This window comes from Bacillus sp. 22475, assembly GCF_052044835.1.
Lineage (GTDB): Bacteria > Bacillota > Bacilli > Bacillales > Bacillaceae_G > Bacillus_A > Bacillus_A cereus.
Map to the genome: position 1 here is coordinate 255,507 of NZ_JBQENW010000006.1, position 23,100 is coordinate 278,606.

Genomic DNA, 23,100 nt, shown 5'->3' on the forward strand with positions numbered 1-23,100 from the left:
ACTTTAGCAGTGAACGTTTTTTCTAGTAATTGCTAACGGACAACACCGTTATGTTGAACTTGAGCAATTAACAATTATGTTAATTGGAACAAGGGTGGAACCACGAATTCAACACTCGTCCCTTTTTACGGGATGAGTGTTTTTTATTTTGAGAAAAAGAGGAGTGACCAGTGATGGCAGATGTAGTTAAAATTACTTTCCCTGATGGAGCTGTGAAGGAGTTTCCAAAAGGCGTAACAACTGAAGAAATCGCAGCTTCTATTAGCCCAGGCTTAAAGAAAAAAGCTGTAGCTGGAAAATTAAACGATGAGATGATCGATCTTGTTACACCAATCGAAGAAGATGGTGCAGTTTCTATTATTACATTAGATTCTGAAGATGGCTTATATATTTTACGCCATTCAACAGCCCACCTTTTAGCACAAGCGTTAAAACGTTTATATAAAGATGTTAAGCTTGAGCTTGGCATTGGTCCAGTAATTGAAAATGGCTTCTATTACGATATCGATATGGAAGAAGCAATTACAGTTGAAGACTTCAAGAAAATCGAAAAAGAAATGCAAAAAATCGTGAACGAAAACTTAGAAATCGTTCGTCATGAAGTACCACGTGCAGAAGCACTTCGTCGCTTTGAAGAAATTGGTGATGAGTTAAAATTAGATTTAATTAACGATCTTCCAGAGGATGCAGTTATTTCAATCTATGAGCAAGGTGAATTCTTCGACCTTTGCCGTGGTGTTCACCTTCCATCTACAGGGAAAATTAAAGTGTTTAAATTATTAAGCGTTGCAGGTGCTTACTGGCGCGGCGATAGCAATAATAAAATGCTACAACGTATTTACGGTACTGCATTCGTTAAGAAAGCAGAATTAGATGAGCACTTACGTATGCTTGAAGAAGCGAAAGAGCGCGATCACCGTAAATTAGGTAAAGAATTAAAACTATTTACTAATAGCCAAAAAGTAGGACAAGGGTTACCACTTTGGTTACCAAAGGGTGCAACAATTCGTCGTATTATCGAGCGTTACATCGTTGATAAAGAAGCAAGCTTAGGCTATGATCACGTATACACTCCAGTATTAGGAAGTAGAGAGTTATATGAAACTTCTGGTCACTGGAATCACTACCGTGATGGCATGTTCCCATCAATGGAAATGGATAATGAAGAATTAGTTCTTCGTCCAATGAACTGTCCTCACCATATGATGGTTTATAAAAATGATATTCACAGCTACCGTGAATTACCAATCCGTATTGCGGAACTTGGAACAATGCACCGTTATGAAATGTCAGGTGCGTTATCTGGATTACAACGTGTACGCGGAATGACTTTAAACGATGCGCACATTTTTGTTCGTCCAGATCAAATTAAAGAAGAGTTAAAACGTGTTGTAAACTTAACTCTAGAAGTGTACAAAGATTTCGGTTTAGAGAACTACTCATTCCGTCTATCTTATCGTGATCCAGCAGATACTAAAAAGTATTATGCGGATGATGAGATGTGGGAAAAAGCACAAGGTATGTTAAAAGAAGCTATGGATGAAATGGGTCTTGATTACTATGAAGCTGAAGGTGAAGCGGCATTCTACGGTCCAAAACTTGATGTTCAAGTTCGTACTGCTCTTGGGAAAGACGAAACACTTTCAACTGTACAATTAGACTTCTTACTTCCAGAACGCTTTGAATTAACTTATGTTGGCGAAGACGGTAAGCAACATCGTCCAGTTGTAATTCACCGTGGTGTTGTATCAACTATGGAACGCTTCGTAGCCTTCTTAATTGAAGAATACAAAGGTGCATTCCCAACTTGGTTAGCTCCAGTTCAAGTACAAGTAATTCCAGTTTCTCCGCAAGTACATTTAGACTATGCGAAGAAAGTACAAGACGAATTGCGTCGTGCTGGTATCCGTGTTGAATTAGACACTCGTGAAGAGAAGATCGGTTACAAAATTCGTGAAGCACAAATGCAAAAAATTCCGTACATGCTTGTAGTAGGTGACAATGAAGTAACTGAAAACGGTGTAAACGTACGTAAATATGGTGAACAAAAATCAGAAACAATCGCATTAGATGCTTTTGTTGACATGATTAAAGTAGAAGGAAAACGATAAGAAAAAGCCGCGGTATACCGCGGCTTTTCTTTGTAATATAAAAGAGAAAAACTAGAAAAAATAACCATGTAACACTTATCATAAAAAAGTATTGCAAGTATGTTAGTTGTTTGTTACAATATTTCTTGTTGTTAGTAAAACACATCGCGTCTTCTTGACAGACGTCATGTCCTATGATAAACTCATCAAGGATAATAGAATATTGTTTTGTGGAACAAGTAGAAGCACCCGCTTCTCACCTGATGGACGCATTCGCAGTTAGCAGGTAAATGTATTTCTTACTTAAGATTTTACAAGTGTGGGTGTCGTATGCCCGCACTTTTTTTGTCGGGTTCTATGACTACAAAATATGTTCTGAGAAAACCTTGGAGGTGGCTTACTATTAGCAAGGATATGATGATTAACGAGCAAATTCGTGCACGTGAAGTACGTTTAGTTGGCGCAAATGGCGATCAACTTGGAATCAAGTCTCGTAATGACGCTTTAGACTTAGCTGCAAATCTTAATCTTGATTTAGTATTAGTTGCTCCAAATGCGAAACCGCCAGTATGCCGCATTATGGACTACGGTAAATTCCGCTTTGAGCAACAGAAGAAAGAAAAAGAGCAGCGCAAAAATCAAAAAGTAATTAGCATGAAAGAAGTTCGTTTAAGTCCAACAATTGATGAACACGACTTTAACACAAAACTTCGTAATGCTATCAAGTTTTTAGAGAAAGGCGACAAGGTTAAAGCGTCAATTCGCTTTAAAGGACGTGCCATTACTCATAAAGAAATCGGTCAACGTGTTTTAGATCGCTTCTCAGAAGCTTGTGCTGAAGTTAGTACAGTTGAATCTAAGCCTAAAATGGAAGGACGCAGTATGTTCTTAGTTTTAGCACCGAAAAACGATAAGTAATAGATAGAGGAGGAAATACCTATGCCTAAACAAAAAACTCATCGCGGCGCTGCAAAGCGTTTCAAAAAGACTGGATCAGGTAAACTGAAACGTTCTCACGCTTACACAAGCCATTTATTCGCTAACAAATCTACAAAAGCTAAACGTAAACTACGTAAAGCTGGTGTAGTAAGCGCTGGTGACTTCAAACGCATTCGTCAAATGCTTGACAACTTAAAATAAGTTCGGCTGATATATAGAACAATTAGGAGGTAATATTATGCCAAGAGTAAAAGGTGGTACAGTTACTCGTCAACGTCGTAAAAAAGTAATTAAATTAGCAAAAGGTTACTACGGTTCAAAAAATACATTATTCAAGGTTGCTAACCAACAGGTTATGAAATCTCTAATGTATGCATTCCGTGACCGCCGTCAAAAGAAACGTGACTTCCGTAAATTATGGATTACACGTATCAACGCAGCAGCTCGTATGAATGGTCTTTCTTACAGCCGCTTAATGCACGGTCTTAAAAATGCTGGCATCGAAGTTAACCGCAAGATGCTTGCTGACTTAGCTGTTCATGACGAAAAAGCTTTCGCTGAATTAGCAACAGTTGCAAAAAACAACATTAACTAATTAATTAGTTGAAACCTTAGAAGAATTTTCTTCTAAGGTTTTTTGTTTGTATTCAGAGAGAAGTTTGAAGTTCTAAAGATTAACGTATGTGTTGTTATCGATATGACAAAATCAACATAAAAACTATAGTGATATAGAAGAATATATATATGAAGTCAGGAGAATCCTCCTGGCTTTTTTTAATTATGCACGTTTGGAAAGAAGAGTATCTTTCCTAGCCGAAACGACACTGCTATAATGGAAAGATGATATGGAACTTTCATCAGATGAACAATTTAAGAGTGATGACTGAAACGTATTTGCAAATTAAGGACAAGCTATTTTATAAAGAGGTAGATAGCTGACTTATTCATAAGAACTGAAACATAATAATGAACTTTGAGATGAAACAACATTGTTACGTAAAATGCGATGTTGGAGGAGGACAATAGAATGGACTTACTACAACTATTTAAATTACAAAAAGAATTAGATGACCGTATTGCAAAAGAACATGACTTACAACCGAAAAAATTGTTAAAAGAAAAAATGTTAGCTCTTCTTGTAGAAATTGGTGAACTTGCAAATGAAACACGTTGTTTTAAATATTGGAGCAACAAACCAGCTTCGGAACGTGAAGTAATATTAGAAGAATACGTAGATGGTTTGCATTTTATTTTATCAATCGGAATTGATTTAGGTATTGATAAAAACTTCCTATTCTATAAATGTGCACAAACGAATAAAACACAAGTGGAAATTTTCTTAGACACATATGCGAAAGTAATTCGTTTTACAGATCAACCATCTATTACAAACTATATTGAATTATTTACGAGCTATCTTCGACTTGGACAAGCACTTGAATTTGAGCAAGAAGAGATTGAAAAAGCATATTTAGATAAAAATGAAGTAAATCATCAGCGTCAAACACAAGGATACTAATTTAATTTTTGAATATTTCAATTTAATTATTGTATAATGAATTGACTGAAGAAAAAGGAGGGTGTTGGCAATGACAAAATTAGACGCGACATTGACAATGCTAAAAGAATTAACGGATGCACGTGGTATTGCTGGTAACGAACGTGAACCACGTGAAGTAATGAAGAAATATATCGAGCCGTTTGCGGACGAACTTTCTACTGATAATTTAGGGAGTTTAGTTGCGAAAAAAGTAGGGGAAGAAAACGGCCCAAAAATTATGGTTGCAGGTCACTTAGATGAAGTTGGCTTTATGATTACACAAATCGATGACAAAGGTTTCCTTCGCTTCCAAACGGTTGGTGGCTGGTGGTCACAAGTTATGCTTGCACAGCGCGTGACGATTGTAACGCGTAAAGGAGATGTAACAGGTGTAATTGGTTCAAAACCACCGCACATTTTACCTCCAGAAGCTCGTAAAAAGCCAGTTGAAATTAAAGACATGTTCATCGATATCGGTGCTTCTAGCCAAGAAGAAGCGATGGAGTGGGGCGTACGACCAGGAGATCAAGTTGTACCGTACTTTGAATTCCAAGTGATGAAGAACGAAAAAATGTTACTTGCAAAAGCGTGGGATAACCGAATCGGTTGTGCAATTGCAATTGACGTATTAAAACAATTAAAAGATGAAAAGCATCCAAACGTTGTATACGGCGTTGGAACTGTACAAGAAGAAGTTGGTCTTCGTGGCGCAAAAACATCTGCGAATTATATTAAACCAGATATCGCGTTCGCAGTAGATGTTGGTATCGCTGGAGATACACCGGGTGTAACGTCAAAAGAAGCGCAAAGTAAAATGGGCGATGGACCACAAATCATTTTATATGATGCTTCTGTTATTGGACATACAGGTTTACGTGATTTCGTAGTTGATGTTGCTGATGAATTACAAATCCCGTATCAATATGATTCAGTAGCGGGCGGAGGAACGGATGCGGGTGCGATTCATATTGCTGTAAACGGTATTCCTTCTATGGCAATTACAATTGCAACGCGTTATATCCATTCTCATGCGGCAATGTTACACCGTGATGATTATGAAAATGCAGTGAAGTTAATTGTAGAAGTTATTAAACGTCTTGATAAAGAGGCTGTACATAACATTACATTTAATTAATAGAAAAAGCGAAGGAGATTTTCCTTCGCTTTTTTGTGTTTTAAAAAGGTCGTTCTAATCCCGCTGCAGTATGAGCGCCTAAAATAATTAAACGAGTTAATTGCATCGCCATAAAATGCGGGGTATATATCATTCCTCTTTTTAACCATGACATAATCATTCCGATGTGAGCCCCTGTCACATAACTAATCAAAATATCACGAGGAACCATAAGATCTTCGTCATCTGGTTGTGAAATAGACAAGCTTAATGTTAAATGCACTTGTATCGTTTTCATCATTTTATAAGAATAGTTTCCGGCAGCCTTATCCCCAAGCATAACGTTATAGAAGTTCACGTTTTCTGCGATATGTTCGAATAAAGCCAAAAATGTAGGATGAGGTGAATCGAATGTAAGTTGAAAATCTTCTTTATTTCTATTTTTCGGTTTAATTACTTCTGCTAGCTTCTCTAACATTTCTTCAATACTTTTGTCTAATAGGTCATATTTATCATGGTAATGGCTATAAAATGTAGCGCGATTTACAGGAGCGCGTTCTGCGATATGTTGCACAGTTACATTTTCAAAGCCTTTTTCGCCTACTAAAGCGACAAAAGCATCCTGAATGAGTTGTCTCGTTCGCTTTACACGTGGATCATTTGTATTTTTAATAGACATTTTACTTCTCCTCGTTTAATTTTCTATACTTAAACAACATATTGGTATTATATTGTTGTTTAAGCAACATTTCATACGTGAATTGTCGGTTGTAGATTCAAAATAATTATTTATAATTATAAACGATAGTCCTTCAGAAATCAGCACCGCTCGCAGGTAGATAAGTTTCGATTTACTCTGCAGATGGTGTGATTTTTTTGTTAAAAGGTTAATATAATTAACAATTAAACAATCTAAACAATAAGGACATAAATAGTTTAGAAAAAATTATATGCGATATAAGGAGAGGAATGCAATGAATCAGTTTCGAAGAATGGTAATTATCAACATTATCACATTAACTGTACTAGTTGGCGGCGGTATTGGCGGTTATTACTATTACAACCAAACGGAAAATTACTTAAAAACAGACAATGCAAAGATTGATGGAAAGGTAATTCCGGTTGCTTCGCCAGTAGCAGGTAAACTAACTGACTGGAAAGCTGAAGTAGGAAAAAATTATAATGAGAACGATAAATTAGGCGCTGTTACTGTAGCGGCAGCTAATGGAGAACAAACAGTAGATGTAACAATTCCACAAAATGCAACGATTGTACAATCAAACGCAACAACAAATGCTTTCGTTGGAGCTGGTAGCCCGATTGCTTACGCATTCGATATGAACAATTTATGGGTAACAGCAAACATTGAAGAAACAGATGTTGATGATGTTCAAAAAGGTCAAGATGTAGATGTGTATGTAGATGCATACCCAGATACAACGTTAACAGGAAAAGTAGAACAAGTTGGCTTAACAACAGCAAATACATTCTCTATGTTGCCATCAAGCAACGCAACAGCGAACTATACGAAAGTAACACAAGTAGTACCAGTTAAAATTTCTTTAGATCATAGTAAATCAGTAAATATTGTTCCTGGAATGAATGTGTCAGTTCGTATTCATAAGTAAGGGGGAGATGAGATGTCCTCAATTACAATTGTAGGATATGCACTATTTTGTATAATCGTCTTCTTCCTTGTAAATCGTCTTTTACGAAAGAAAAAAACGAACGTGGGAGAAGAACAAGTCCCAGCCGTAAGTAAAATAGAAGTAAGTAAAGTTGAAACAGAAGAGAAAGAAATTGAACAAAAGCAAGAAGTAGAAATTTCTAATGTAGTTGAATTAGAAACAGGCAAGCAAGAAGAAGTAAAACAAGAAAAAGAAGTACCGAAAAAACAAACGTCTATGCCTATAGAGAATGTGAACGTAAAAGCAGTTGTAACAGTATTAATTCTCGGTATGTTCGTTTCTATTTTAAACCAAACAATCATAAACGTTGCATTGCCGCCGTTAATGAATGAATTTAACGTATCAACTTCAACAGCACAATGGTTAATTACAGGCTTCATGCTTGTAAATGGTATTTTAGTACCGATTAGTGCCTTTTTAGTTTCACGATTTACGTATCGTAAATTATTCGTAGCAGCAATGTTATTCTTCACGGTAGGATCTATCATTTGTGCTACTTCAGGAAACTTTACAATGATGATGACGGGCCGCGTTATTCAAGCGGTTGGTGCGGGTATTTTAATGCCAGTTGGTATGAATATCTTCATGACATTATTCCCACCTCATAAGCGCGGAGCAGCGATGGGATTACTAGGTGTAGCGATGATTTTAGCACCAGCTATCGGACCAACTGTAACAGGTTGGGTGATTGAAAACTATAGCTGGAACTTAATGTTCTATGCGATGTTTATTATTGGTTTAATTATTACGTTCCTATCTTTAAAATTCTTTACACTAGCTCAGCCAGTGTCTAAAACGAAATTAGATATATTCGGTGTGGTTAGTTCAAGTATTGGACTAGGAAGCTTATTGTACGGATTTAGTGAAGCTGGAAATAATAGTTGGACTAGTGCAGAAGTCATTATTTCACTTGTTATCGGTGTAATTGGTTTAGCGTTATTTATTTGGAGAGAGTTAACAACGGACAATAAAATGCTTGATTTACAAGTGTTTAAATATCCAGTATTTACTTTTACTTTAGTAATTAATGCAATTGTAACGATGGCATTATTCGGAGGTATGCTATTACTTCCAGTATATCTACAAAATATTCGTGGCTTCACGCCAATTGAATCAGGTTTACTACTTCTTCCAGGTTCATTAATTATGGGGATCATGGGACCAGTAGCGGGTAAATTATTCGATAAATATGGCATCCGTCCATTAGCGATAATTGGATTGGCAATTACGACGTATGCGACATATGAATTTACAAAATTATCGATGGATACACCGTATAGCGTTATTATGACGGATTATATTATACGTTCAATTGGTATGTCATTCATTATGATGCCAATTATGACAGCTGGTATGAACGCACTGCCGATGAAATTAATTTCTCACGGTACAGCAACGCAAAATACGTCAAGACAAGTAGCTGGTTCAATCGGAACAGCGATTTTAATCACACTTATGACGCAACAAACAACTGCTCACGTAGCAGATTATGGAAATATGTTAACGACGTCAAACCCAATTTTAGTTGATAAAGTACACGGTATAGGGCAAAGCTTAGCGGCTTTAGCTGGATCAGCGCAAGCAGGAGATGCGATGGGTACGCAACTATTATATGGACAAATTTCAAAGCTATCTGCAATTAACGGTATTAACGATGCCTTCTTAATTGCAACGATACTTGCAGGGATTGCTTGGGTGTTATCGTTCTTCTTACCATCAGGCAATAAACCAAATAGAAAAGCAGGGAATTAATTTCCCTGCTTTTTTATGCAGTTACATATAAAAGATGATAACCAGTTACAGAGCACAGCCCTGTTATAAACAAAATTGTCCCCATAGAACAAATACTCGATATTTGCCTGCCGCTTATAATAGCTAATAGTCCAGCTAAAGAGAAGAAGCACCAATATAAAGTTCCCGAAATTGGAACCATCCCCTCTAAATCTATTCCAGAACCTATACAAACGATAGGAACAACGATAAGTAATATGCTAATTAAACCAGCTATAATAGTAAGTAATTTACGATGCTTCATGCCAGCAATAATTAAAAAAAAGCCGACGATGAATTCGCATAATAACAAAATAGGGGCTAAGATAAGCCAAATAAATAAACCGGTAGATTCCATATGTAATAACTCCTTAACGAATAAAAGTTGAATCAGGCATGGACATGAGTTGATAGCAAATAGCTGCAAACAGTCCTATTGAGAAAATAATGAATCCCATGTTGCGTATACTCTTAATTTTTGAACGTGCCCCATTCAATCCTGCTAATAAACCAGCTAGAGAGAAAAGCATCCAATATAGGACAGGTGGAATGTGGAGAACGGTTTCTCCATTGATACCTGTTTTCAAAAAAATAAAAGGCATTATAACGAATGAAAAGCAAATAATCCCCATTAAGATAACAAGTAATTTCCGATGTTTAATTCCTGTTACAATTAAAAAAATACCACCAGCAATTCCGCATAGTAAGAGAAGTGGCATAATAACCATCCACATAATACTGAACATATGTAAACTCCTTTATAATAGTCAAGTTATATTTTACTACATAAGGTTTATTTTGGATATTATTAATGAATATATATAAATTGAAGGAAATGGGTAATAACGATACGGATTATCAAAAGCGCTAACCGCAGAAGAGTTTGAAGTTATGATAAAAGAGTAAAAAGAGGTATCGCGGTGATACCTCTTTTTAACTTAAGAATGCCGACATGTTATTCATAATATGAAATAACATAGCTGGAATAATGGACTTTGTTTTTTTACATAAAATGGCCATTAATAATCCCATAAAGAAAGTAATTACCATTACCCCAAGTGAGTATGTATGAGCGATACCGAAGAAGAAACTTGTTACGATGGCTGCAATCCAAAATGGAAAGCGTTCTGAGAAGAAGCGAAGTATAAAACCACGGAAAATAAGCTCTTCAAAAATGGGTGTGAGTATTGCAAAGCTGAGAAGTAATAATATTTGATATTGCTTAAAGACGTCTAAGCTTAGTGCGGAAGATTGCTGCTTTGTTGCGTCTTGGAACACATAATTTAACAAGATGTAATTGAGTATGATGTTGATAACGAAGAAAAGAAGTAAGTATACGTATGTGCGCCATTCTTTCAGTGTTTTAAAGTTAAAAGATTTTAGTAGTAATTTTTTTGCGGGTTCGAATTTAAAAATGAAGAATAACAATACAGCTAGTTGTAATACGGTACTTACAGTATTTGCAATAGATTCATACAGGGCAACTTGTTTTTTATCTGTAAGACCTGCTGTATAAATTGTTAATGGCATTGCGAGGAACACAGTAATAAGTCCAGTTCCAAAAAAAGCGAATAAAACAGAGCTAATAAATTGTCCCCATGACATCGAGTATTTTTGTTCATTAGAAAGCTGTGTAGCGGGTTGCATTTGTAAAATCACCTCTTTTATATTTATATATTTAATTATAAAGTAAAGTGTTTTTGAATGTAACATTTAAATATTACATATAAAGTGAAACTTTAATCATTGGGGAGGTTCATCCCCCACTGATTATCAGCCCTCACCAATCGGGCTTTTACGGGCAGTTGATTCCCCGCCTAACTTCCTCGTCTTTGCTGAATTTCGAGGTGAGGGTCTTACTGCCCGTTAATGCGGGATAAAGGTTTATTTTCCATAAAATAATAAAAGAGGTATCACCCTGTAGTGATGCCTCTTTCTCATTGATAACTATGTTCTGCCTTGTTATTCAATTTTGCTTGCTCTATTTGCAATTCACGCTCTACCAATCGATCTAGTTGCTGAATAGCTTTAAGTGCTTTTTCATAAGAAATCGTTCTATAATGATGAGCTCCGCCTGGTTCTTCATCTGCTTCGTCTGCCCATTTAATAATGTTTTGAAGAGATGTTCTTTCAATTTCTTGTTCCACTAAGAAAGAATCTGTATGAAGAAGAATTGCGATAGAAATTTCTTTTGCTAGTTTTGGATGCTCTCCCAATCTAATAAGTAATTTATGAGCTCTTTCTGCGCCTTTAATTGCATGGATATCATTCTTTTTATATAAGTCATAGTCCCATTCGCCGCCTGTGTACCACGTATGATGTCCGATATCATGAAGGAAACCGGCTTTTGTCGCAGCATCGACTGAGGCGTGGTGCTTTTTAGCTAAGTGAAACGCATGGTAAGCGACAGCAATCGCGTGGACCATTCCGGAACGGTTTACGTATTTTTGTGTAATGTGATGTTTAAAAACTTGTTCAAGCGTAATACGGTGCATAAAACATTCACTCCTTTTATCTAATGATGTATACGAAGAAAAATCGATCGGTTTAAATGTATTTTGAACATTGTACTCCATCATAGTTCGTTAGTAAAGTAGAAATGTTTAGGAGAAGAAAAATTTTTTTCGTAAAAAAATCACCTTAGCTTATGCGAAGGTGATTTTCAAATTGCTTATTTTTTTAATCCTTGCTCTAGTGTTTCTAACATTTCGTGCTTTTCATTTTCATCAGCGTTTTTCCAAATGACTTCAAATAAAACGCCAAGACCTGGAAGCATTTTTTCTTCACCGCTTTGAATTGCATCGACAATTGTTTCTTGTAATTGATCTTGTGAATTACCAGATACATTCGCTAATACGGCACCGCGTAAATTAAAACTCATTGCTTTCACCTCTTCTTCAGAATTGAAACTGACGTTAGTTTTTGTTCTTTTTTATGTAAATATGTATGAAAAATAGGCTATAATGATAAGACAAGAAGAGAGGGAAATACATATTATGAAAAACATTGATTCAGTACAAAATCCGCGTGTAAAGCAGTGGAAAAAGCTGCAAACGAAAAAAGAACGCGATAAAAAAGGTTTATTTTTTGTAGAAGGATTTCACTTAGTCGAGGAAGCTCTGAAGGCAGGAATTGTAACAGAACTTATCGTTTCAGATCAGACAGACCTTCCGAAAGATTGGACAGTTAATGATGTGGAAATGTATATCGTGCCTGAGGCGATTGTAAAAATACTTCGTGAAACAGAAACGACGCAAGGTGTATTTGCTGTTTGTGAGAAGCATGAGAAAGAAGTAGCTCTTACTGATGGGAAATTCCTTTTATTAGATGGCCTGCAAGACCCAGGTAATTTAGGAACAATTATTCGTACAGCTGATGCAGCTGGTATTCACGCCGTTGTGCTTGGAGAAGGTTGTGTTGATGTTTACAATAGTAAAGTACTCCGCTCTACACAAGGCTCTATTTTCCACTTACCAATTGTAAAAGGGAACTTAGAAGAATGGGTAGACAAGTTAAAAGAAAATAACGTTCCTGTATATGGAACAGCTCTTGAAAATGGAGTTCCGTATGGTGAAGTAACTCCGGCCGGAAGTTTTGCATTAATTGTTGGAAATGAAGGAAATGGCGTACGCCAAGAAATTCTTGCAAAAACGGATCAAAACTTGTATATTCCGATTTACGGTGGGGCAGAATCATTAAATGTTGCGGTTGCAGCAGGGATTTTAACGTATTATTTGCAAAGCCCGGTTGCGAACAAATAAAAAACTTCTTATAATAAGTTGAAGTACATTATATTAAAAGTTAAATAACGAAAAACGTTGATAGAGAAGAGTAGCTTACAAAATCGCCATATAGGGAGAGAATGCCGTAGACTGAAAGCATTCTTATGGTAGACGGAAGTGAATTCACCTCTGGAGTTGACGCCAGGACCATATATATGTAAAGGCGTTCCGGTCAGAATTGATCGTTATAACTAATGAGTGGGCAGACTTGTTCTGTCAATTTAGGGTGGTACCGCGAATTTACCTCGTCCCTTTTTGGGAGCGAGGTTTTTTTATTTTTAAAATTAGGAGGGTTCCAAAATGGAAGCACGTTTAAAAGAGCTAAAGCAAAAAGCGTTAGAGCTTATTGAAGAAGCGAAAGAGCTAAAGGGCTTAAACGACGTACGCGTAGCGTATTTAGGAAAAAAAGGTCCAATTACAGAAGTATTACGCGGCATGGGAAAATTATCAGCAGAAGAGCGTCCACGTATGGGAGCATTAGTAAATGAAGTACGTGAAGCGATCCAAACGCGTCTAGAAGACAAAATTGGTAACTTAGAAAAAGCAGTAATTGAAGCGAAATTAGCTACGGAAACAATTGATGTTACATTACCAGGTCGTCCTGTTGAAACAGGTTGTCACCATCCGTTAACAGCTGTTGTTGAACAAATTGAAGATGTATTCATCGGTATGGGTTATGAAGTAGCTGAAGGAACAGAAGTAGAAAAAGACTACTACAACTTCGAAGCACTAAACTTACCGAAAGATCACCCAGCACGTGACATGCAAGATACATTCTACATTACAGAAGAAACGTTACTACGTACACATACATCTTCTGTGCAAGCACGTACGATGGAAAATAATAAAGAAAAAGGCCCAATCAAAATTATCTGTCCTGGTAAAGTATATCGCCGCGATGATGATGATGCGACGCATTCACATCAGTTCATGCAAATTGAAGGTCTTGTAATTGATAAAAACATTCGTATGAGTGACTTAAAAGGTACACTGCAAGTATTCGTGAAAAAGATGTTCGGTGAAGATCGTGAAATCCGTCTTCGTCCAAGTTTCTTCCCATTCACAGAGCCATCTGTAGAGATGGATATTTCTTGTATGATGTGTCATGGCAAAGGTTGCGGCACTTGTAAAGGAACTGGCTGGATTGAAATTTTAGGCGCAGGTATGGTTCACCCGAACGTACTTGAAATGGCTGGTTATGATTCAAAAGAATATCAAGGTTTCGCATTCGGTATGGGCGCAGAGCGTATCGCAATGTTGAAATACGGCGTAGATGACATTCGTCATTTCTATACAAATGATGTACGTTTCTTACAACAATTCAAACGAGCGTAAGGGAAGGAGAGGATAAATATGTTCGTATCATATCGTTGGTTACAAGAGTATGTAGATATTAAAGATGTAACAGCACAAGAACTAGCAGACAAAATCACGAAAAGTGGTATTGAAGTAGAAGGTGTTGAAGTATTAAATAAAGGTGTAAAAGGTGTTGTAGTTGGTCACGTATTAGAATGTGAAAAACACCCAGAAGCTGATAAATTAAGCAAATGCTTAATCGATATCGGTGAAGAAGAGCCAGTTCAAATTATTTGTGGAGCTGCTAATATTGCAAAAGGTTTAAAAGTACCAGTTGCAAAAGTTGGTGCTGTACTTCCTGGTAACTTCAAAATTAAAAAAGCAAAACTACGTGGTGAAGCTTCTCACGGTATGGTTTGTGCTCTTCAAGAGCTTGGCATTGATGGAAAGTTAGTTTCAAAAGAATATGCAGATGGTATCTTCATCTTCCCAAGTGACGCTGAAGTTGGTGCAGATGCACTTGGAATTTTAAACTTACACGATGAAGTACTTGAGCTTGGCTTAACACCAAACCGTGCAGATTGCTTAAACATGTTAGGTGTTGCATATGAAGTGGCTGCTATTTACGGCCGCGAAGTAAAACTTCCAGCTATCGAATTACAAGAAACAGCAGAAAAAACTTCTGATTATATTTCTGTAAGTGTAGAAGCGAAAGAAGAAAACCCATTATACATTGCAAAAATGGTTAAAAACGTAAAGATTGGTCCATCACCAATGTGGATGCAAACTCGCCTTATGGCAGCTGGTATTCGTCCAATTAGCAACGTAGTTGATATTACAAACTACATTTTAATGGAATACGGTCAACCGTTACATGCATTCGATTACGATAAATTAGGTTCAAAAGAAATCGTTGTTCGTCTTGCAAAAGAAGGCGAAAAAATTGAAACGTTAGATGATCAAGAGCGTACATTACAAAGCCACCACCTTGTAATTACAAACGGTACAAAAGCTTTAGCTGTTGCTGGTGTGATGGGCGGAGCGGATTCTGAAGTTACAAATGAGACAGTAAACGTTCTAATTGAGTCTGCATACTTTGCAGGTCAAACAGTGCGTCGTACATCAAAAGACTTAGGTCTTCGTAGTGAATCAAGTGCACGTTTCGAAAAAGGAATCGACCCAACACGTACATTTGAAGCAATTCAACACGCAGCTGCTTTAATGGCGAAATATGCTGGCGGTGAAGCACTTGAAGGTGTAGTAGAAGCTGACAACTTACAAGTACAAGAGCGTACAGTATCTGTTACTGCTGAAAAAGTAAACCGTGTATTAGGTACAAATATTTCTGCGAGTGAAATGGGTACAATGTTCACAAACTTGAAATTCCCATTCACAGAAGTAGAAGGAACATTCCATGTAAATGTACCAGCACGTCGTCCTGATATTACAATTTCAGAAGACTTAGTAGAAGAAGTGGGCCGTCTATACGGTTATGACCACATTCCAGTTACATTACCTTCTGGAACGATGACTCGTGGTAAATTAACATCAGCACAAACGAAACGTCGTAAAGTACGCCGCTTCTTAGAGGGTGCTGGTTTATATGAAGCAATCACGTATTCATTAACAAGCGCTGACAAAGCGAAACAATACATGGTTGAGCCAAACGAAAAAGCACCTGTAAACCTTGCGCTTCCAATGAGCGAAGAGCGCAGCCAACTTCGTTTAAGCTTAGTGCCACAATTGCTAGAAGCAGTTTCATACAATGTTGCTCGTAAAAACGACAGCGTTGCTTTGTACGAAGTAGGTTCTATCTTCTTACCAACAGAAGCAGGAGAACTTCCGAAAGAAGAACAACACCTTGCAGGTGTTATGACAGGTCTTGCTCTTCACCATGCATGGCAAGGTGAGAAGAAAGTAGTAGACTTCTTCGTTATGAAAGGTGTACTAGAAGGACTATTCGACGTACTTGGCGTTTCAAACCAAATCACATATGCACCAGCAAAACGTGAAGGTATGCATCCAGGCCGTACAGCTGATATCGTATTAGATGGCGAAGTAATTGGTTTCATCGGTCAATTGCACCCAGAAGCAGAAAAACAATTAGATGTGAAAAATACATTCGTATTCGAACTATCTCTTGTAAAAGTATTCGGTGCAGACGCAGAAGAAACTTACTACTCAGCAATTCCACGTTTCCCATCTATGACACGTGACATGGCTGTTGTAGTAACAAAAGAAACAAAAGCTGGTGAAATGAAGCAAGTCATTGCTGAAGCTGGCGGAGAACTTCTGAAAGACGTAACACTATTCGACTTATACGAAGGTGAAAAAATGGAAGAAGGCAAGAAATCACTTGCATTCTCTATGACTTACTTCGATGCAGAACGTACGTTAACAGACGAAGAAGTAACAGAAGCACATAACCGTGTATTAACAACGGTAGAAGAGAAATTTGGTGCGGAGTTACGTAAGTAATTAGAAAATTGCCGGATTCATTCCGGCAATTTTTTTATTGCACAATCGTCGAAAGATGTCGGTAAGTCCATATATTATAAAAATCGCTTATATATTTTCTGGCATCTTGCATCTTTCTCTCGAATGTAGTACATTAATTTTAGTTTAACAAAACGAAAGACGATGATAAGGAAAAGTAGTATATACTATAATCCAAAGCGAGTCAGGGATGGTGAGAGCCTGATGAGGCGGTATATGTGAAGAACACCTTGGAGTTGCTAACCGAAATTGAATTTTGTATTCAAGAGTAGACTTAGACGGGAATCCGGCCTGTTACAAACCGGGAAGTATGTATTACATACGAGTTAAAGTTGGTCTTTATGACAAATTGGGTGGTACCGCGAAGTTTAACCTTTCGTCCCTTTATGGATGAAAGGTTTTTTTGTATTTAAATATATCAGCAAAGGAGAATTTCACTATGGAAAACACATTAGTAAAAAGTCTGTATAGAGATACAGAAAAGTATGCAGGTCAAACAGTACAAGTATCAGGGTGGATTCGTAACTTACGTGATTCAAAAGCATTTGGTTTCATCGAATTAAACGACGGTAGCTTCTTCAAAAGCGTTCAAATCGTTTTTGATACAGAATTAGAGAACTTCAAAGAAATTGCAAAACTTCCACTTAGCTCTTCGGTGAAAGTAGAAGGAACAGTAATTGCAACGCCTGGAGCGAAGCAACCCTTTGAAATTAAAGCAGAAAAAATTGATATCGAGGGCTTATCAGATTCTGATTACCCACTTCAAAAGAAGCGTCATACGTTTGAATACTTACGTACAATCGCTCATTTACGTCCAAGAACAAATGCATTCTCTGCAACGTTCCGCGTACGTTCAATCGCAGCATTTGCGATTCACCAATTCTTCCAAGAGCGTGGATTCGTACATGTTCACACACCAATCATCACTGGTAGTGATACAGAAGGTGCTGGCGAAATGTTCCGCGTAACAACGCAAGATTTAAACAACGTAGCAAAAGGTGAAGACGGAAAAGTTGATGAGTCAAAAGACTTCTTCGGCAAAGAAACAAACTTAACAGTAAGTGGACAGCTGAACGCTGAAGCTTATGCATTAGCATTCCGCGATGTATACACATTCGGACCTACATTCCGCGCAGAGAACTCAAACACAACTCGCCACGCTGCTGAGTTCTGGATGGTTGAGCCTGAGATTGCATTCGCTGAATTAGGTGACGTAATGAACCTTACAGAAGATATGCTGAAATATGCAATGAAATACGTATTAGAGCATGCACCAGAAGAAATGGACTTCTTCAACAGCTTCGTTGATAAAACAGTTCTAGAGCGTATGAACAACGTGATTAACTCTGACTTCGGTCGCATCACTTATACAGAAGCAATTAAAGTACTTCAAGAATCAGGTGCTGACTTCAAATACCCAGTAGAATGGGGTATTGACTTACAAACAGAGCACGAAAGATACTTATCAGAAGAAATCTTCAAACGCCCTGTATTCGTAACTGACTATCCGAAAGACATTAAAGCATTCTACATGCGCTTGAATGAAGACGGTAAAACAGTAGCTGCTACTGACCTTCTAGTTCCTGGCATCGGCGAATTAATTGGCGGAAGTCAACGTGAAGAAAGAATGGACGTTTTAGTAGACAGAATTAAAGAATTAGGTATGAACGAAGAGGACTACTGGTGGTACTTAGAACTTAGAAAATACGGCGGTACAAAACATGCTGGATTCGGTCTAGGTTTCGAGCGCTTCCTAATGTACATCACTGGTATGGCTAACATCCGTGACGTAATTCCATTCCCAAGAACTCCAGGTTCTTCTGAATTCTAAAATATAAAAAAAGCGAGAGGATTTCCTCTCGCTTTTTATTTTGCATATTGTATAGTTTACTCCCCCGTAGCAAAAAGTAACGCGAAGGGGTGAGTATAAAATGAGTAAAAAAGTGAAAAAAGATCATTCAAGATCGGGCCTAGGTTCTCCGGAAGTAGAAGGACAAGGAACGACGACACATGAAACGGGCTCTCATAAAGTACCTTCATCTAATAAGAAGCAGAAACGAAGCTAATATAAAAAAGGAGAGTCTTGGCGACTCTCCTTTTTTATATTACATCTTATTATCATGAATCTCTTTTGTAATTTTATCTACATCTTTGTCTAATCGATCTAAATAAAAAAACCACAGTAAACTCATGAACACGTAATAGATGGCCATAACGCCAAGATTATCAGATATATTTTCAAATGTAGATTTAGTAGTGAAAAAAGCTCCCCAAATGGTAGAAATAGTGAGGTAAGAAAGTGGACCTACGAGGTGTACGAAAACATATAATACCTTTTTAACTTTAACGGCGCTCATATGAATCCCCTCCTTATGTAAACAATCCTTTTCTTCTAATCATACATTCAAGTTCCTCACAGAAGTGTTGTAGCTTGTTGTGCATCGTGTTTCACGATAAATTTTCGAATCCGAAAATTTAATAGGAATGATCTACCATATCTTTCGATTAAATTTTGGAACTCCTGTTGCTCACTTAATAGTTGGATATTCTCCCTAATTTTGAATTTTCTTTCATGGGATTACCTAGTAAGATGTTTAGAATCATTTGTAGAAATAGTAATAGGAATGATCTTCTTTAATTTTAATAATATGTATATTTATGTTGTGACATAATTACAAGGACAATAGTAGGGTGAAACAAAAAACAGGAGTTTGTAGGCTCCTGTTTTTGTCGATACTATTTTAATAAGCGAAACGCCTTCTCCGTATTAGCGAAATGCAGTTTCACAAACTCGGGTAATCGTTCTTTACCAAGCTTTTGAATTAATTTAGCTGCAGCGATATCAACTTGTTTACCAGCACCTTTTGGAAGTGGCATACCAGCTTTTTTACTTAGTTCGTCAAATTGTTTTACGAATGAGTAGCGAGCTAAAATAGAAGCAGCGGCTACTGCTAAATGGACGCTTTCACCTTTCGTAGCGAAATAAACATTTTCACGCTGTACCTGTTTTTGTTTTGCTAAATATTTATAGTATGTATCAGGTTGTGTGAATTGATCGATTAAGACGCCTTCAGGTTTTGTAGGTGCCATTTTAGCTAATAAGTTTGTAATAGCTTTATTGTGTAGTAAAGCTTTTAACTTACCTTGGTTGTTTCCTTTATCAAATAGCTCGTTATATTTTTCATTATGAAGGACAAGGGAGCTGTAAGGAACAACGTGTAGAAGTTGTTTCGCAATGGCAGTAATTTGATCGTCATTTAAGTTTTTAGAGTCTTTTACACCAAGTTCTTTTAGTAGTGGAATTTGCTTTGCATCCACATATACAGCAACGACTGTCATCGGTCCAAAGAAATCTCCCGTACCAACTTCATCAGACCCTACAATAGACATTGTACCGATGGAAGCAGGAGGCGCATAACGATGGGAATCGACAGATTTTTTTACAGCTGTTTTCGGTGTTTGAGAGACAGTTTGCCAACGAGAAGCTTCTGCTTCAGCGCGGCCTCCTTGGAACATTACTTTTCCAGATTTATACGCTGTAATCGTGCAAGATGGTACCTTTGCCATGAAGATCCCGCCTTGCGGAGTTTTCGGGCTAAGCGAATGTTTATATTGTTGTTTCATGTCTTCAATTACTGTAGAATTTGTTTGAATTACGATAGAATTTGACATAATGGTCGCCCCTTTTTTTATATTGTTATTTTTATCATATCGGATTGTTCTTTCTGTTTCCATATTATGAAGGTTCATGGTATGATAAACTTTAGGATTCTGTACGTGATTGGAGGCCGGTGAGTTGTCACAACAAAAGGGAAAGAAAAGTCGAATTAATGTAGAAATCTATGGTCAGCAATATTCAGTTGTTGGCGATGAAAGTACAAGTCATATCCGCATGGTAGCAGCGATTGTGGATGATAAAATGCGCGAACTCAATGCCAAGAATCCTTCGCTTGACACGAGTAGACTAGCGGTATTGACGGCGGTAAACGTCATACACGATTACATAAAATTAAAAGAAGAACATGAGAAATTGAAAGAAAGTATGACAAAAAAAGGAATGGAATAACATGATTGATATTATTATCATTTTACTGCTTGTTATGGGATTTTTCCTCGGCTTACGCAGAGGGTTTATTCTGCAACTTGTAAAGTTAACAAGCTTTATTATCGCATACCTTGTTGCATACTGGTACTGTAAAGATTTAGCGCCAGCACTTGCGAAATTTATTCCGTATCCATTTGATAAAAACGTATCTGTTCCAGAATGGATTGATGCAAATAATATTGAGACAGTATTTTATCAAGCGCTTGCGTTTATCATATTGTTTATTATCACTAAAATTGCACTTTCATTACTTGGTAATTTGTTAAATATGTTTGCAGAAATACCGGTTTTAAAGCAAGTAAATGCGTTTGCGGGGGCAATCCTCGGATTTTTAGAAGTATATATTATTTTGTTTGTCTTAATTATCATTGGAAATATTCTTCCGATTGAACAAGTACAAACACCATTACAAAAATCATCAATTAGCAAAATAATTGTAGACGATACACCGATTCTATCTGAAAAGGTGAAGGAACTATGGCAGACAGGTAGCAGAGTATAACTTCTCTTTTTTCGGAAAGAGAAGTTTTTTTCTATGAAAGAAAGGCGGGGCAATGATGAAAGTAAATAAAAAACAAGTTATCAAATTATTAGAGACAATCGGGCTTTTTATGGAACTAAAGGGTGCGAATCCATTTAAAATATCTGCATTTCGTAAAGCGGCAGCAGCATTAGAAAGTGACGATCGTAGTCTTTCTGAAATTGAAGATTTCACAAAGATTCCAGGAATCGGAAAAGGAACAGCAGCCGTTATTCAAGAATATATAGAATCGGGAACATCTGAAGTATTACAAGAACTTGAGAAAGAAGTACCAAGTAGCTTATTGCCGTTATTAAAACTACCAGGACTTGGTGGTAAAAAGGTGGCTAAGTTATATAAAGAACTTGGTGTTGTTGATATGGAATCGCTAAAAGCTGTTTGTGAGGAAAATAAGGTACAGGCTTTAGCAGGTTTCGGTAAGAAGACAGAAGAGAAAATATTAGAAGCAATCGATCAAGTAGGCTCTCGTCCAGAGCGTTTACCAATTGCGATGGTATTGCCTATTGCCGGGGAAATAGAGGAGAAATTGTCGAATATTGCTGAAGTAATTCGTTTCTCTCGTGCTGGTAGCTTACGCCGTGTTCGTGAGACAGTGAAAGATTTAGATTTTATCATTGCAACGACAGAACCAGCAGCGGTACGTGAGCATTTACTACAATTCGATAATATGATTGAAGTAATCGCAAGTGGAGATACAAAAGTTTCTGTCCGTCTTCAATATGAATATGATATTTCAATCGATTTTCGTTTAGTAAAACCAGAAGAGTTTATTACAACTCTTCACCATTTCACAGGATCAAAGGACCATAACGTAAAAATGCGTCAAATCGCAAAAGATAAAGACGAGAAAATTAGTGAGTACGGTGTAGAGAACTTGGAAACAGGTGAAGTGAAAACATTTGAGACTGAAGAAGACTTCTTTGCTCATTTCGGTCTGCCATTTATTCCGCCAGAAGTGCGTGAAGATGGAAAAGAAATTGAATTAATTAAAGAGTATCCGAACTTAATTCAGTTTTCCGATATACAAGGTGATTTACATATGCATACAACTTGGAGTGACGGTGCTTTTTCTATTGAAGAAATGGTACAAGCGTGCCGTGCTCGTGGATATAAGTTTATGGCGATTACTGATCACTCGCAATACTTGAAAGTAGCGAATGGTTTAACGAAAGAGCGTCTTCGTGAGCAAGCGAAAGAAATTGAACGTATGAATGAAAAGTATCCAGACATTACAATTTTACGCGGAATTGAAATGGACATTTTACCAGATGCCTCGCTTGATTTTGATGATGAAGTATTAGAAGAATTAGACTATGTCATTGGAGCGATTCACTCTAGCTTCTCACAAGACCGTGAAACGATTATGAAGCGTCTGCGTACTGCACTTGAGAATAAACATGTCACAATGATTGCCCATCCGACAGGACGTCTTCTCGGGCGCCGTGAGGGTTACGATGTAGATACAGATTTATTAATTGAACTCGCAAAAGAGACAAATACAGTTTTAGAATTAAATGCGAATCCGAACCGTCTAGATTTAAGCGCGAAATTATTAAAACAAGCACAAGATGCTGGTGTAAAAGTAGCGATTAATACGGATGCTCATACACTTGAAATGTTAGAAGATATGGAAACAGGTGTAGCTGCAGCACGTAAAGGTTGGCTTCAAAAAGATAACGTGATTAACACATGGGATATTGAACGTTTATTAGACTATATTAAACGTAATAAGTAACACA

Annotated in this window: 24 protein-coding genes, 1 pseudogene and 4 other annotated features (1 of these 29 cut by a window edge); of the genes and pseudogenes, 16 read left to right on the forward strand and 9 right to left on the reverse strand. The window is 37.2% G+C overall.

The features are described from left to right. Positions 1–126, forward strand: a binding site (T-box leader); it begins 103 nt to the left of the window's first position. Between the two features lie 47 nt (positions 127–173). From thrS to ACTJJY_RS12985, 6 genes are all read left to right on the forward strand, one after another. Then, the gene (gene thrS, locus ACTJJY_RS12960) at positions 174–2,111 is read left to right on the forward strand and encodes a threonine--tRNA ligase (RefSeq protein WP_000786077.1); all 1,938 of its coding nucleotides are present in this window, start codon (positions 174–176) and stop codon (positions 2,109–2,111) included. A 210-nt stretch (positions 2,112–2,321) separates the two neighbouring features. After that, positions 2,322–2,442: a sequence feature (ribosomal protein L20 leader region), on the forward strand. A gap of 62 nt (positions 2,443–2,504) precedes the next feature. After that, positions 2,505–3,008, forward strand: coding sequence for a translation initiation factor IF-3 (gene infC / locus ACTJJY_RS12965; RefSeq protein ID WP_000973215.1), 504 nt, complete (start codon positions 2,505–2,507; stop codon positions 3,006–3,008). A gap of 21 nt (positions 3,009–3,029) precedes the next feature. Further along, positions 3,030–3,230, forward strand: a complete 201-nt coding sequence (rpmI, locus tag ACTJJY_RS12970) for a 50S ribosomal protein L35 (RefSeq protein WP_001125945.1) — start codon at positions 3,030–3,032, stop codon at positions 3,228–3,230. A gap of 37 nt (positions 3,231–3,267) precedes the next feature. Beyond that, positions 3,268–3,624: a 50S ribosomal protein L20 gene (gene rplT, locus ACTJJY_RS12975; protein WP_001138362.1), complete on the forward strand. Its 357-nt coding sequence runs from the start codon at positions 3,268–3,270 to the stop codon at positions 3,622–3,624. A 432-nt stretch (positions 3,625–4,056) separates the two neighbouring features. After that, entirely contained in the window at positions 4,057–4,548 is a 492-nt protein-coding gene (locus ACTJJY_RS12980) for a dUTP diphosphatase (RefSeq protein ID WP_000365050.1), read from the forward strand. Between the two features lie 70 nt (positions 4,549–4,618). Beyond that, positions 4,619–5,704: a M42 family metallopeptidase gene (locus ACTJJY_RS12985; RefSeq protein ID WP_000163555.1), complete on the forward strand. Its 1,086-nt coding sequence runs from the start codon at positions 4,619–4,621 to the stop codon at positions 5,702–5,704. Between the two features lie 40 nt (positions 5,705–5,744). Here ACTJJY_RS12985 and ACTJJY_RS12990 read toward each other — a convergent pair whose 3' ends face one another. Continuing rightward, positions 5,745–6,362: a TetR/AcrR family transcriptional regulator gene (locus tag ACTJJY_RS12990; RefSeq protein WP_000023661.1), complete on the reverse strand. Its 618-nt coding sequence runs from the start codon at positions 6,360–6,362 to the stop codon at positions 5,745–5,747. A gap of 295 nt (positions 6,363–6,657) precedes the next feature. On the opposite strand from ACTJJY_RS12990, the gene ACTJJY_RS12995 reads away from it, so the two are divergent. Beyond that, positions 6,658–7,311: an HlyD family secretion protein gene (locus ACTJJY_RS12995; RefSeq protein ID WP_440605667.1), complete on the forward strand. Its 654-nt coding sequence runs from the start codon at positions 6,658–6,660 to the stop codon at positions 7,309–7,311. Between the two features lie 12 nt (positions 7,312–7,323). Next, positions 7,324–9,123 (forward strand): DHA2 family efflux MFS transporter permease subunit, encoded by a 1,800-nt coding sequence (locus ACTJJY_RS13000; RefSeq protein WP_440605668.1) that lies wholly within the window; start codon positions 7,324–7,326, stop codon positions 9,121–9,123. 13 nt (positions 9,124–9,136) lie between these two features. Here the strand turns inward: ACTJJY_RS13000 and ACTJJY_RS13005 are convergent, their stop codons facing one another. The 5 genes from ACTJJY_RS13005 to sspI all read right to left on the reverse strand — a co-directional run bounded on the left by ACTJJY_RS13005 (position 9,137) and on the right by sspI (position 12,022). Next, positions 9,137–9,499, reverse strand: coding sequence for a hypothetical protein (locus ACTJJY_RS13005; RefSeq protein WP_023523150.1), 363 nt, complete (start codon positions 9,497–9,499; stop codon positions 9,137–9,139). 13 nt (positions 9,500–9,512) lie between these two features. Continuing rightward, on the reverse strand, positions 9,513–9,887 hold the full coding sequence (locus ACTJJY_RS13010; protein ID WP_440605669.1) for an ammonia permease: 375 nt from the start codon (positions 9,885–9,887) through the stop codon (positions 9,513–9,515). Positions 9,888–10,074: 187 nt separating this feature from the next. After that, positions 10,075–10,788 carry a lysostaphin resistance A-like protein gene (locus tag ACTJJY_RS13015; RefSeq protein ID WP_440605670.1) on the reverse strand — a complete coding sequence of 238 codons (714 nt, stop codon included), beginning with the start codon at positions 10,786–10,788 and terminating at the stop codon, positions 10,075–10,077. A gap of 290 nt (positions 10,789–11,078) precedes the next feature. After that, positions 11,079–11,636 (reverse strand): HD domain-containing protein, encoded by a 558-nt coding sequence (locus ACTJJY_RS13020; protein WP_000554803.1) that lies wholly within the window; start codon positions 11,634–11,636, stop codon positions 11,079–11,081. Positions 11,637–11,812: 176 nt separating this feature from the next. Beyond that, on the reverse strand, positions 11,813–12,022 hold the full coding sequence (gene sspI / locus ACTJJY_RS13025) for a small acid-soluble spore protein SspI (RefSeq protein ID WP_000009509.1): 210 nt from the start codon (positions 12,020–12,022) through the stop codon (positions 11,813–11,815). 82 nt (positions 12,023–12,104) lie between these two features. On the opposite strand from sspI, the gene ACTJJY_RS13030 reads away from it, so the two are divergent. From ACTJJY_RS13030 to ACTJJY_RS13050, 5 genes are all read left to right on the forward strand, one after another. After that, complete coding sequence (locus tag ACTJJY_RS13030) at positions 12,105–12,902, forward strand: TrmH family RNA methyltransferase (RefSeq protein WP_001986644.1); 798 nt, start codon at positions 12,105–12,107, stop codon at positions 12,900–12,902. 48 nt (positions 12,903–12,950) lie between these two features. Then, positions 12,951–13,179: a binding site (T-box leader), on the forward strand. 44 nt (positions 13,180–13,223) lie between these two features. Continuing rightward, positions 13,224–14,258: a phenylalanine--tRNA ligase subunit alpha gene (gene pheS, locus ACTJJY_RS13035; protein WP_000388220.1), complete on the forward strand. Its 1,035-nt coding sequence runs from the start codon at positions 13,224–13,226 to the stop codon at positions 14,256–14,258. Positions 14,259–14,276: 18 nt separating this feature from the next. Next, positions 14,277–16,697 (forward strand): phenylalanine--tRNA ligase subunit beta, encoded by a 2,421-nt coding sequence (gene pheT, locus ACTJJY_RS13040; RefSeq protein ID WP_440605671.1) that lies wholly within the window; start codon positions 14,277–14,279, stop codon positions 16,695–16,697. Between the two features lie 153 nt (positions 16,698–16,850). Beyond that, positions 16,851–17,102 (forward strand) — a binding site (T-box leader). Positions 17,103–17,154: 52 nt separating this feature from the next. Further along, positions 17,155–18,546, forward strand: coding sequence for an asparagine--tRNA ligase (asnS, locus tag ACTJJY_RS13045; protein ID WP_440605672.1), 1,392 nt, complete (start codon positions 17,155–17,157; stop codon positions 18,544–18,546). Between the two features lie 100 nt (positions 18,547–18,646). Next, a complete protein-coding gene (locus tag ACTJJY_RS13050; RefSeq protein ID WP_000039588.1) occupies positions 18,647–18,781 on the forward strand; it encodes a YuzL family protein in 135 nt (44 codons plus the stop codon). Between the two features lie 39 nt (positions 18,782–18,820). On the opposite strand, the gene ACTJJY_RS13055 is transcribed toward ACTJJY_RS13050, so the two are convergent. From ACTJJY_RS13055 to rnhC, 3 genes and pseudogenes are all read right to left on the reverse strand, one after another. Beyond that, positions 18,821–19,072 (reverse strand): hypothetical protein, encoded by a 252-nt coding sequence (locus ACTJJY_RS13055; RefSeq protein ID WP_440605673.1) that lies wholly within the window; start codon positions 19,070–19,072, stop codon positions 18,821–18,823. A gap of 13 nt (positions 19,073–19,085) precedes the next feature. Further along, a pseudogene (locus tag ACTJJY_RS13060) lies at positions 19,086–19,319 on the reverse strand (hypothetical protein). A 132-nt stretch (positions 19,320–19,451) separates the two neighbouring features. Continuing rightward, on the reverse strand, positions 19,452–20,387 hold the full coding sequence (gene rnhC, locus ACTJJY_RS13065) for a ribonuclease HIII (protein WP_423115101.1): 936 nt from the start codon (positions 20,385–20,387) through the stop codon (positions 19,452–19,454). Between the two features lie 124 nt (positions 20,388–20,511). On the opposite strand from rnhC, the gene zapA reads away from it, so the two are divergent. From zapA to polX, 3 genes are read left to right on the forward strand one after another with little or no spacing between them, the layout of a single operon-like run. Then, positions 20,512–20,781: a cell division protein ZapA gene (zapA, locus tag ACTJJY_RS13070; RefSeq protein WP_000082701.1), complete on the forward strand. Its 270-nt coding sequence runs from the start codon at positions 20,512–20,514 to the stop codon at positions 20,779–20,781. Position 20,782: 1 nt separating this feature from the next. Beyond that, positions 20,783–21,322 (forward strand): CvpA family protein, encoded by a 540-nt coding sequence (locus tag ACTJJY_RS13075; RefSeq protein WP_000565409.1) that lies wholly within the window; start codon positions 20,783–20,785, stop codon positions 21,320–21,322. A 55-nt stretch (positions 21,323–21,377) separates the two neighbouring features. Beyond that, positions 21,378–23,096 (forward strand): DNA polymerase/3'-5' exonuclease PolX, encoded by a 1,719-nt coding sequence (gene polX / locus ACTJJY_RS13080; protein ID WP_440605674.1) that lies wholly within the window; start codon positions 21,378–21,380, stop codon positions 23,094–23,096. Positions 23,097–23,100 lie beyond the last annotated feature (4 nt).

Excerpts from the sequence above, each read along its gene's own strand:
- thrS (WP_000786077.1), top strand. The coding sequence starts at position 174 with ATGGCAGATGTAGTTAAAATTACTTTCCCTGATGGAGCTGTGAAGGAG.
- infC (WP_000973215.1), top strand. The coding sequence starts at position 2,505 with ATGATGATTAACGAGCAAATTCGTGCACGTGAAGTACGTTTAGTTGGC.
- rpmI (WP_001125945.1), top strand. The coding sequence starts at position 3,030 with ATGCCTAAACAAAAAACTCATCGCGGCGCTGCAAAGCGTTTCAAAAAG.
- rplT (WP_001138362.1), top strand. The coding sequence starts at position 3,268 with ATGCCAAGAGTAAAAGGTGGTACAGTTACTCGTCAACGTCGTAAAAAA.
- ACTJJY_RS12980 (WP_000365050.1), top strand. The coding sequence starts at position 4,057 with ATGGACTTACTACAACTATTTAAATTACAAAAAGAATTAGATGACCGT.
- ACTJJY_RS12985 (WP_000163555.1), top strand. The coding sequence starts at position 4,619 with ATGACAAAATTAGACGCGACATTGACAATGCTAAAAGAATTAACGGAT.
- ACTJJY_RS12990 (WP_000023661.1), bottom strand. The coding sequence starts at position 6,362 with ATGTCTATTAAAAATACAAATGATCCACGTGTAAAGCGAACGAGACAA.
- ACTJJY_RS12995 (WP_440605667.1), top strand. The coding sequence starts at position 6,658 with ATGAATCAGTTTCGAAGAATGGTAATTATCAACATTATCACATTAACT.
- ACTJJY_RS13000 (WP_440605668.1), top strand. The coding sequence starts at position 7,324 with ATGTCCTCAATTACAATTGTAGGATATGCACTATTTTGTATAATCGTC.
- ACTJJY_RS13005 (WP_023523150.1), bottom strand. The coding sequence starts at position 9,499 with ATGGAATCTACCGGTTTATTTATTTGGCTTATCTTAGCCCCTATTTTG.
- ACTJJY_RS13010 (WP_440605669.1), bottom strand. The coding sequence starts at position 9,887 with ATGTTCAGTATTATGTGGATGGTTATTATGCCACTTCTCTTACTATGC.
- ACTJJY_RS13015 (WP_440605670.1), bottom strand. The coding sequence starts at position 10,788 with ATGCAACCCGCTACACAGCTTTCTAATGAACAAAAATACTCGATGTCA.
- ACTJJY_RS13020 (WP_000554803.1), bottom strand. The coding sequence starts at position 11,636 with ATGCACCGTATTACGCTTGAACAAGTTTTTAAACATCACATTACACAA.
- sspI (WP_000009509.1), bottom strand. The coding sequence starts at position 12,022 with ATGAGTTTTAATTTACGCGGTGCCGTATTAGCGAATGTATCTGGTAAT.
- ACTJJY_RS13030 (WP_001986644.1), top strand. The coding sequence starts at position 12,105 with ATGATAAGACAAGAAGAGAGGGAAATACATATTATGAAAAACATTGAT.
- pheS (WP_000388220.1), top strand. The coding sequence starts at position 13,224 with ATGGAAGCACGTTTAAAAGAGCTAAAGCAAAAAGCGTTAGAGCTTATT.
- pheT (WP_440605671.1), top strand. The coding sequence starts at position 14,277 with ATGTTCGTATCATATCGTTGGTTACAAGAGTATGTAGATATTAAAGAT.
- asnS (WP_440605672.1), top strand. The coding sequence starts at position 17,155 with ATGGAAAACACATTAGTAAAAAGTCTGTATAGAGATACAGAAAAGTAT.
- ACTJJY_RS13050 (WP_000039588.1), top strand. The coding sequence starts at position 18,647 with ATGAGTAAAAAAGTGAAAAAAGATCATTCAAGATCGGGCCTAGGTTCT.
- ACTJJY_RS13055 (WP_440605673.1), bottom strand. The coding sequence starts at position 19,072 with ATGAGCGCCGTTAAAGTTAAAAAGGTATTATATGTTTTCGTACACCTC.
- rnhC (WP_423115101.1), bottom strand. The coding sequence starts at position 20,387 with ATGTCAAATTCTATCGTAATTCAAACAAATTCTACAGTAATTGAAGAC.
- ACTJJY_RS13075 (WP_000565409.1), top strand. The coding sequence starts at position 20,783 with ATGATTGATATTATTATCATTTTACTGCTTGTTATGGGATTTTTCCTC.
- polX (WP_440605674.1), top strand. The coding sequence starts at position 21,378 with ATGAAAGTAAATAAAAAACAAGTTATCAAATTATTAGAGACAATCGGG.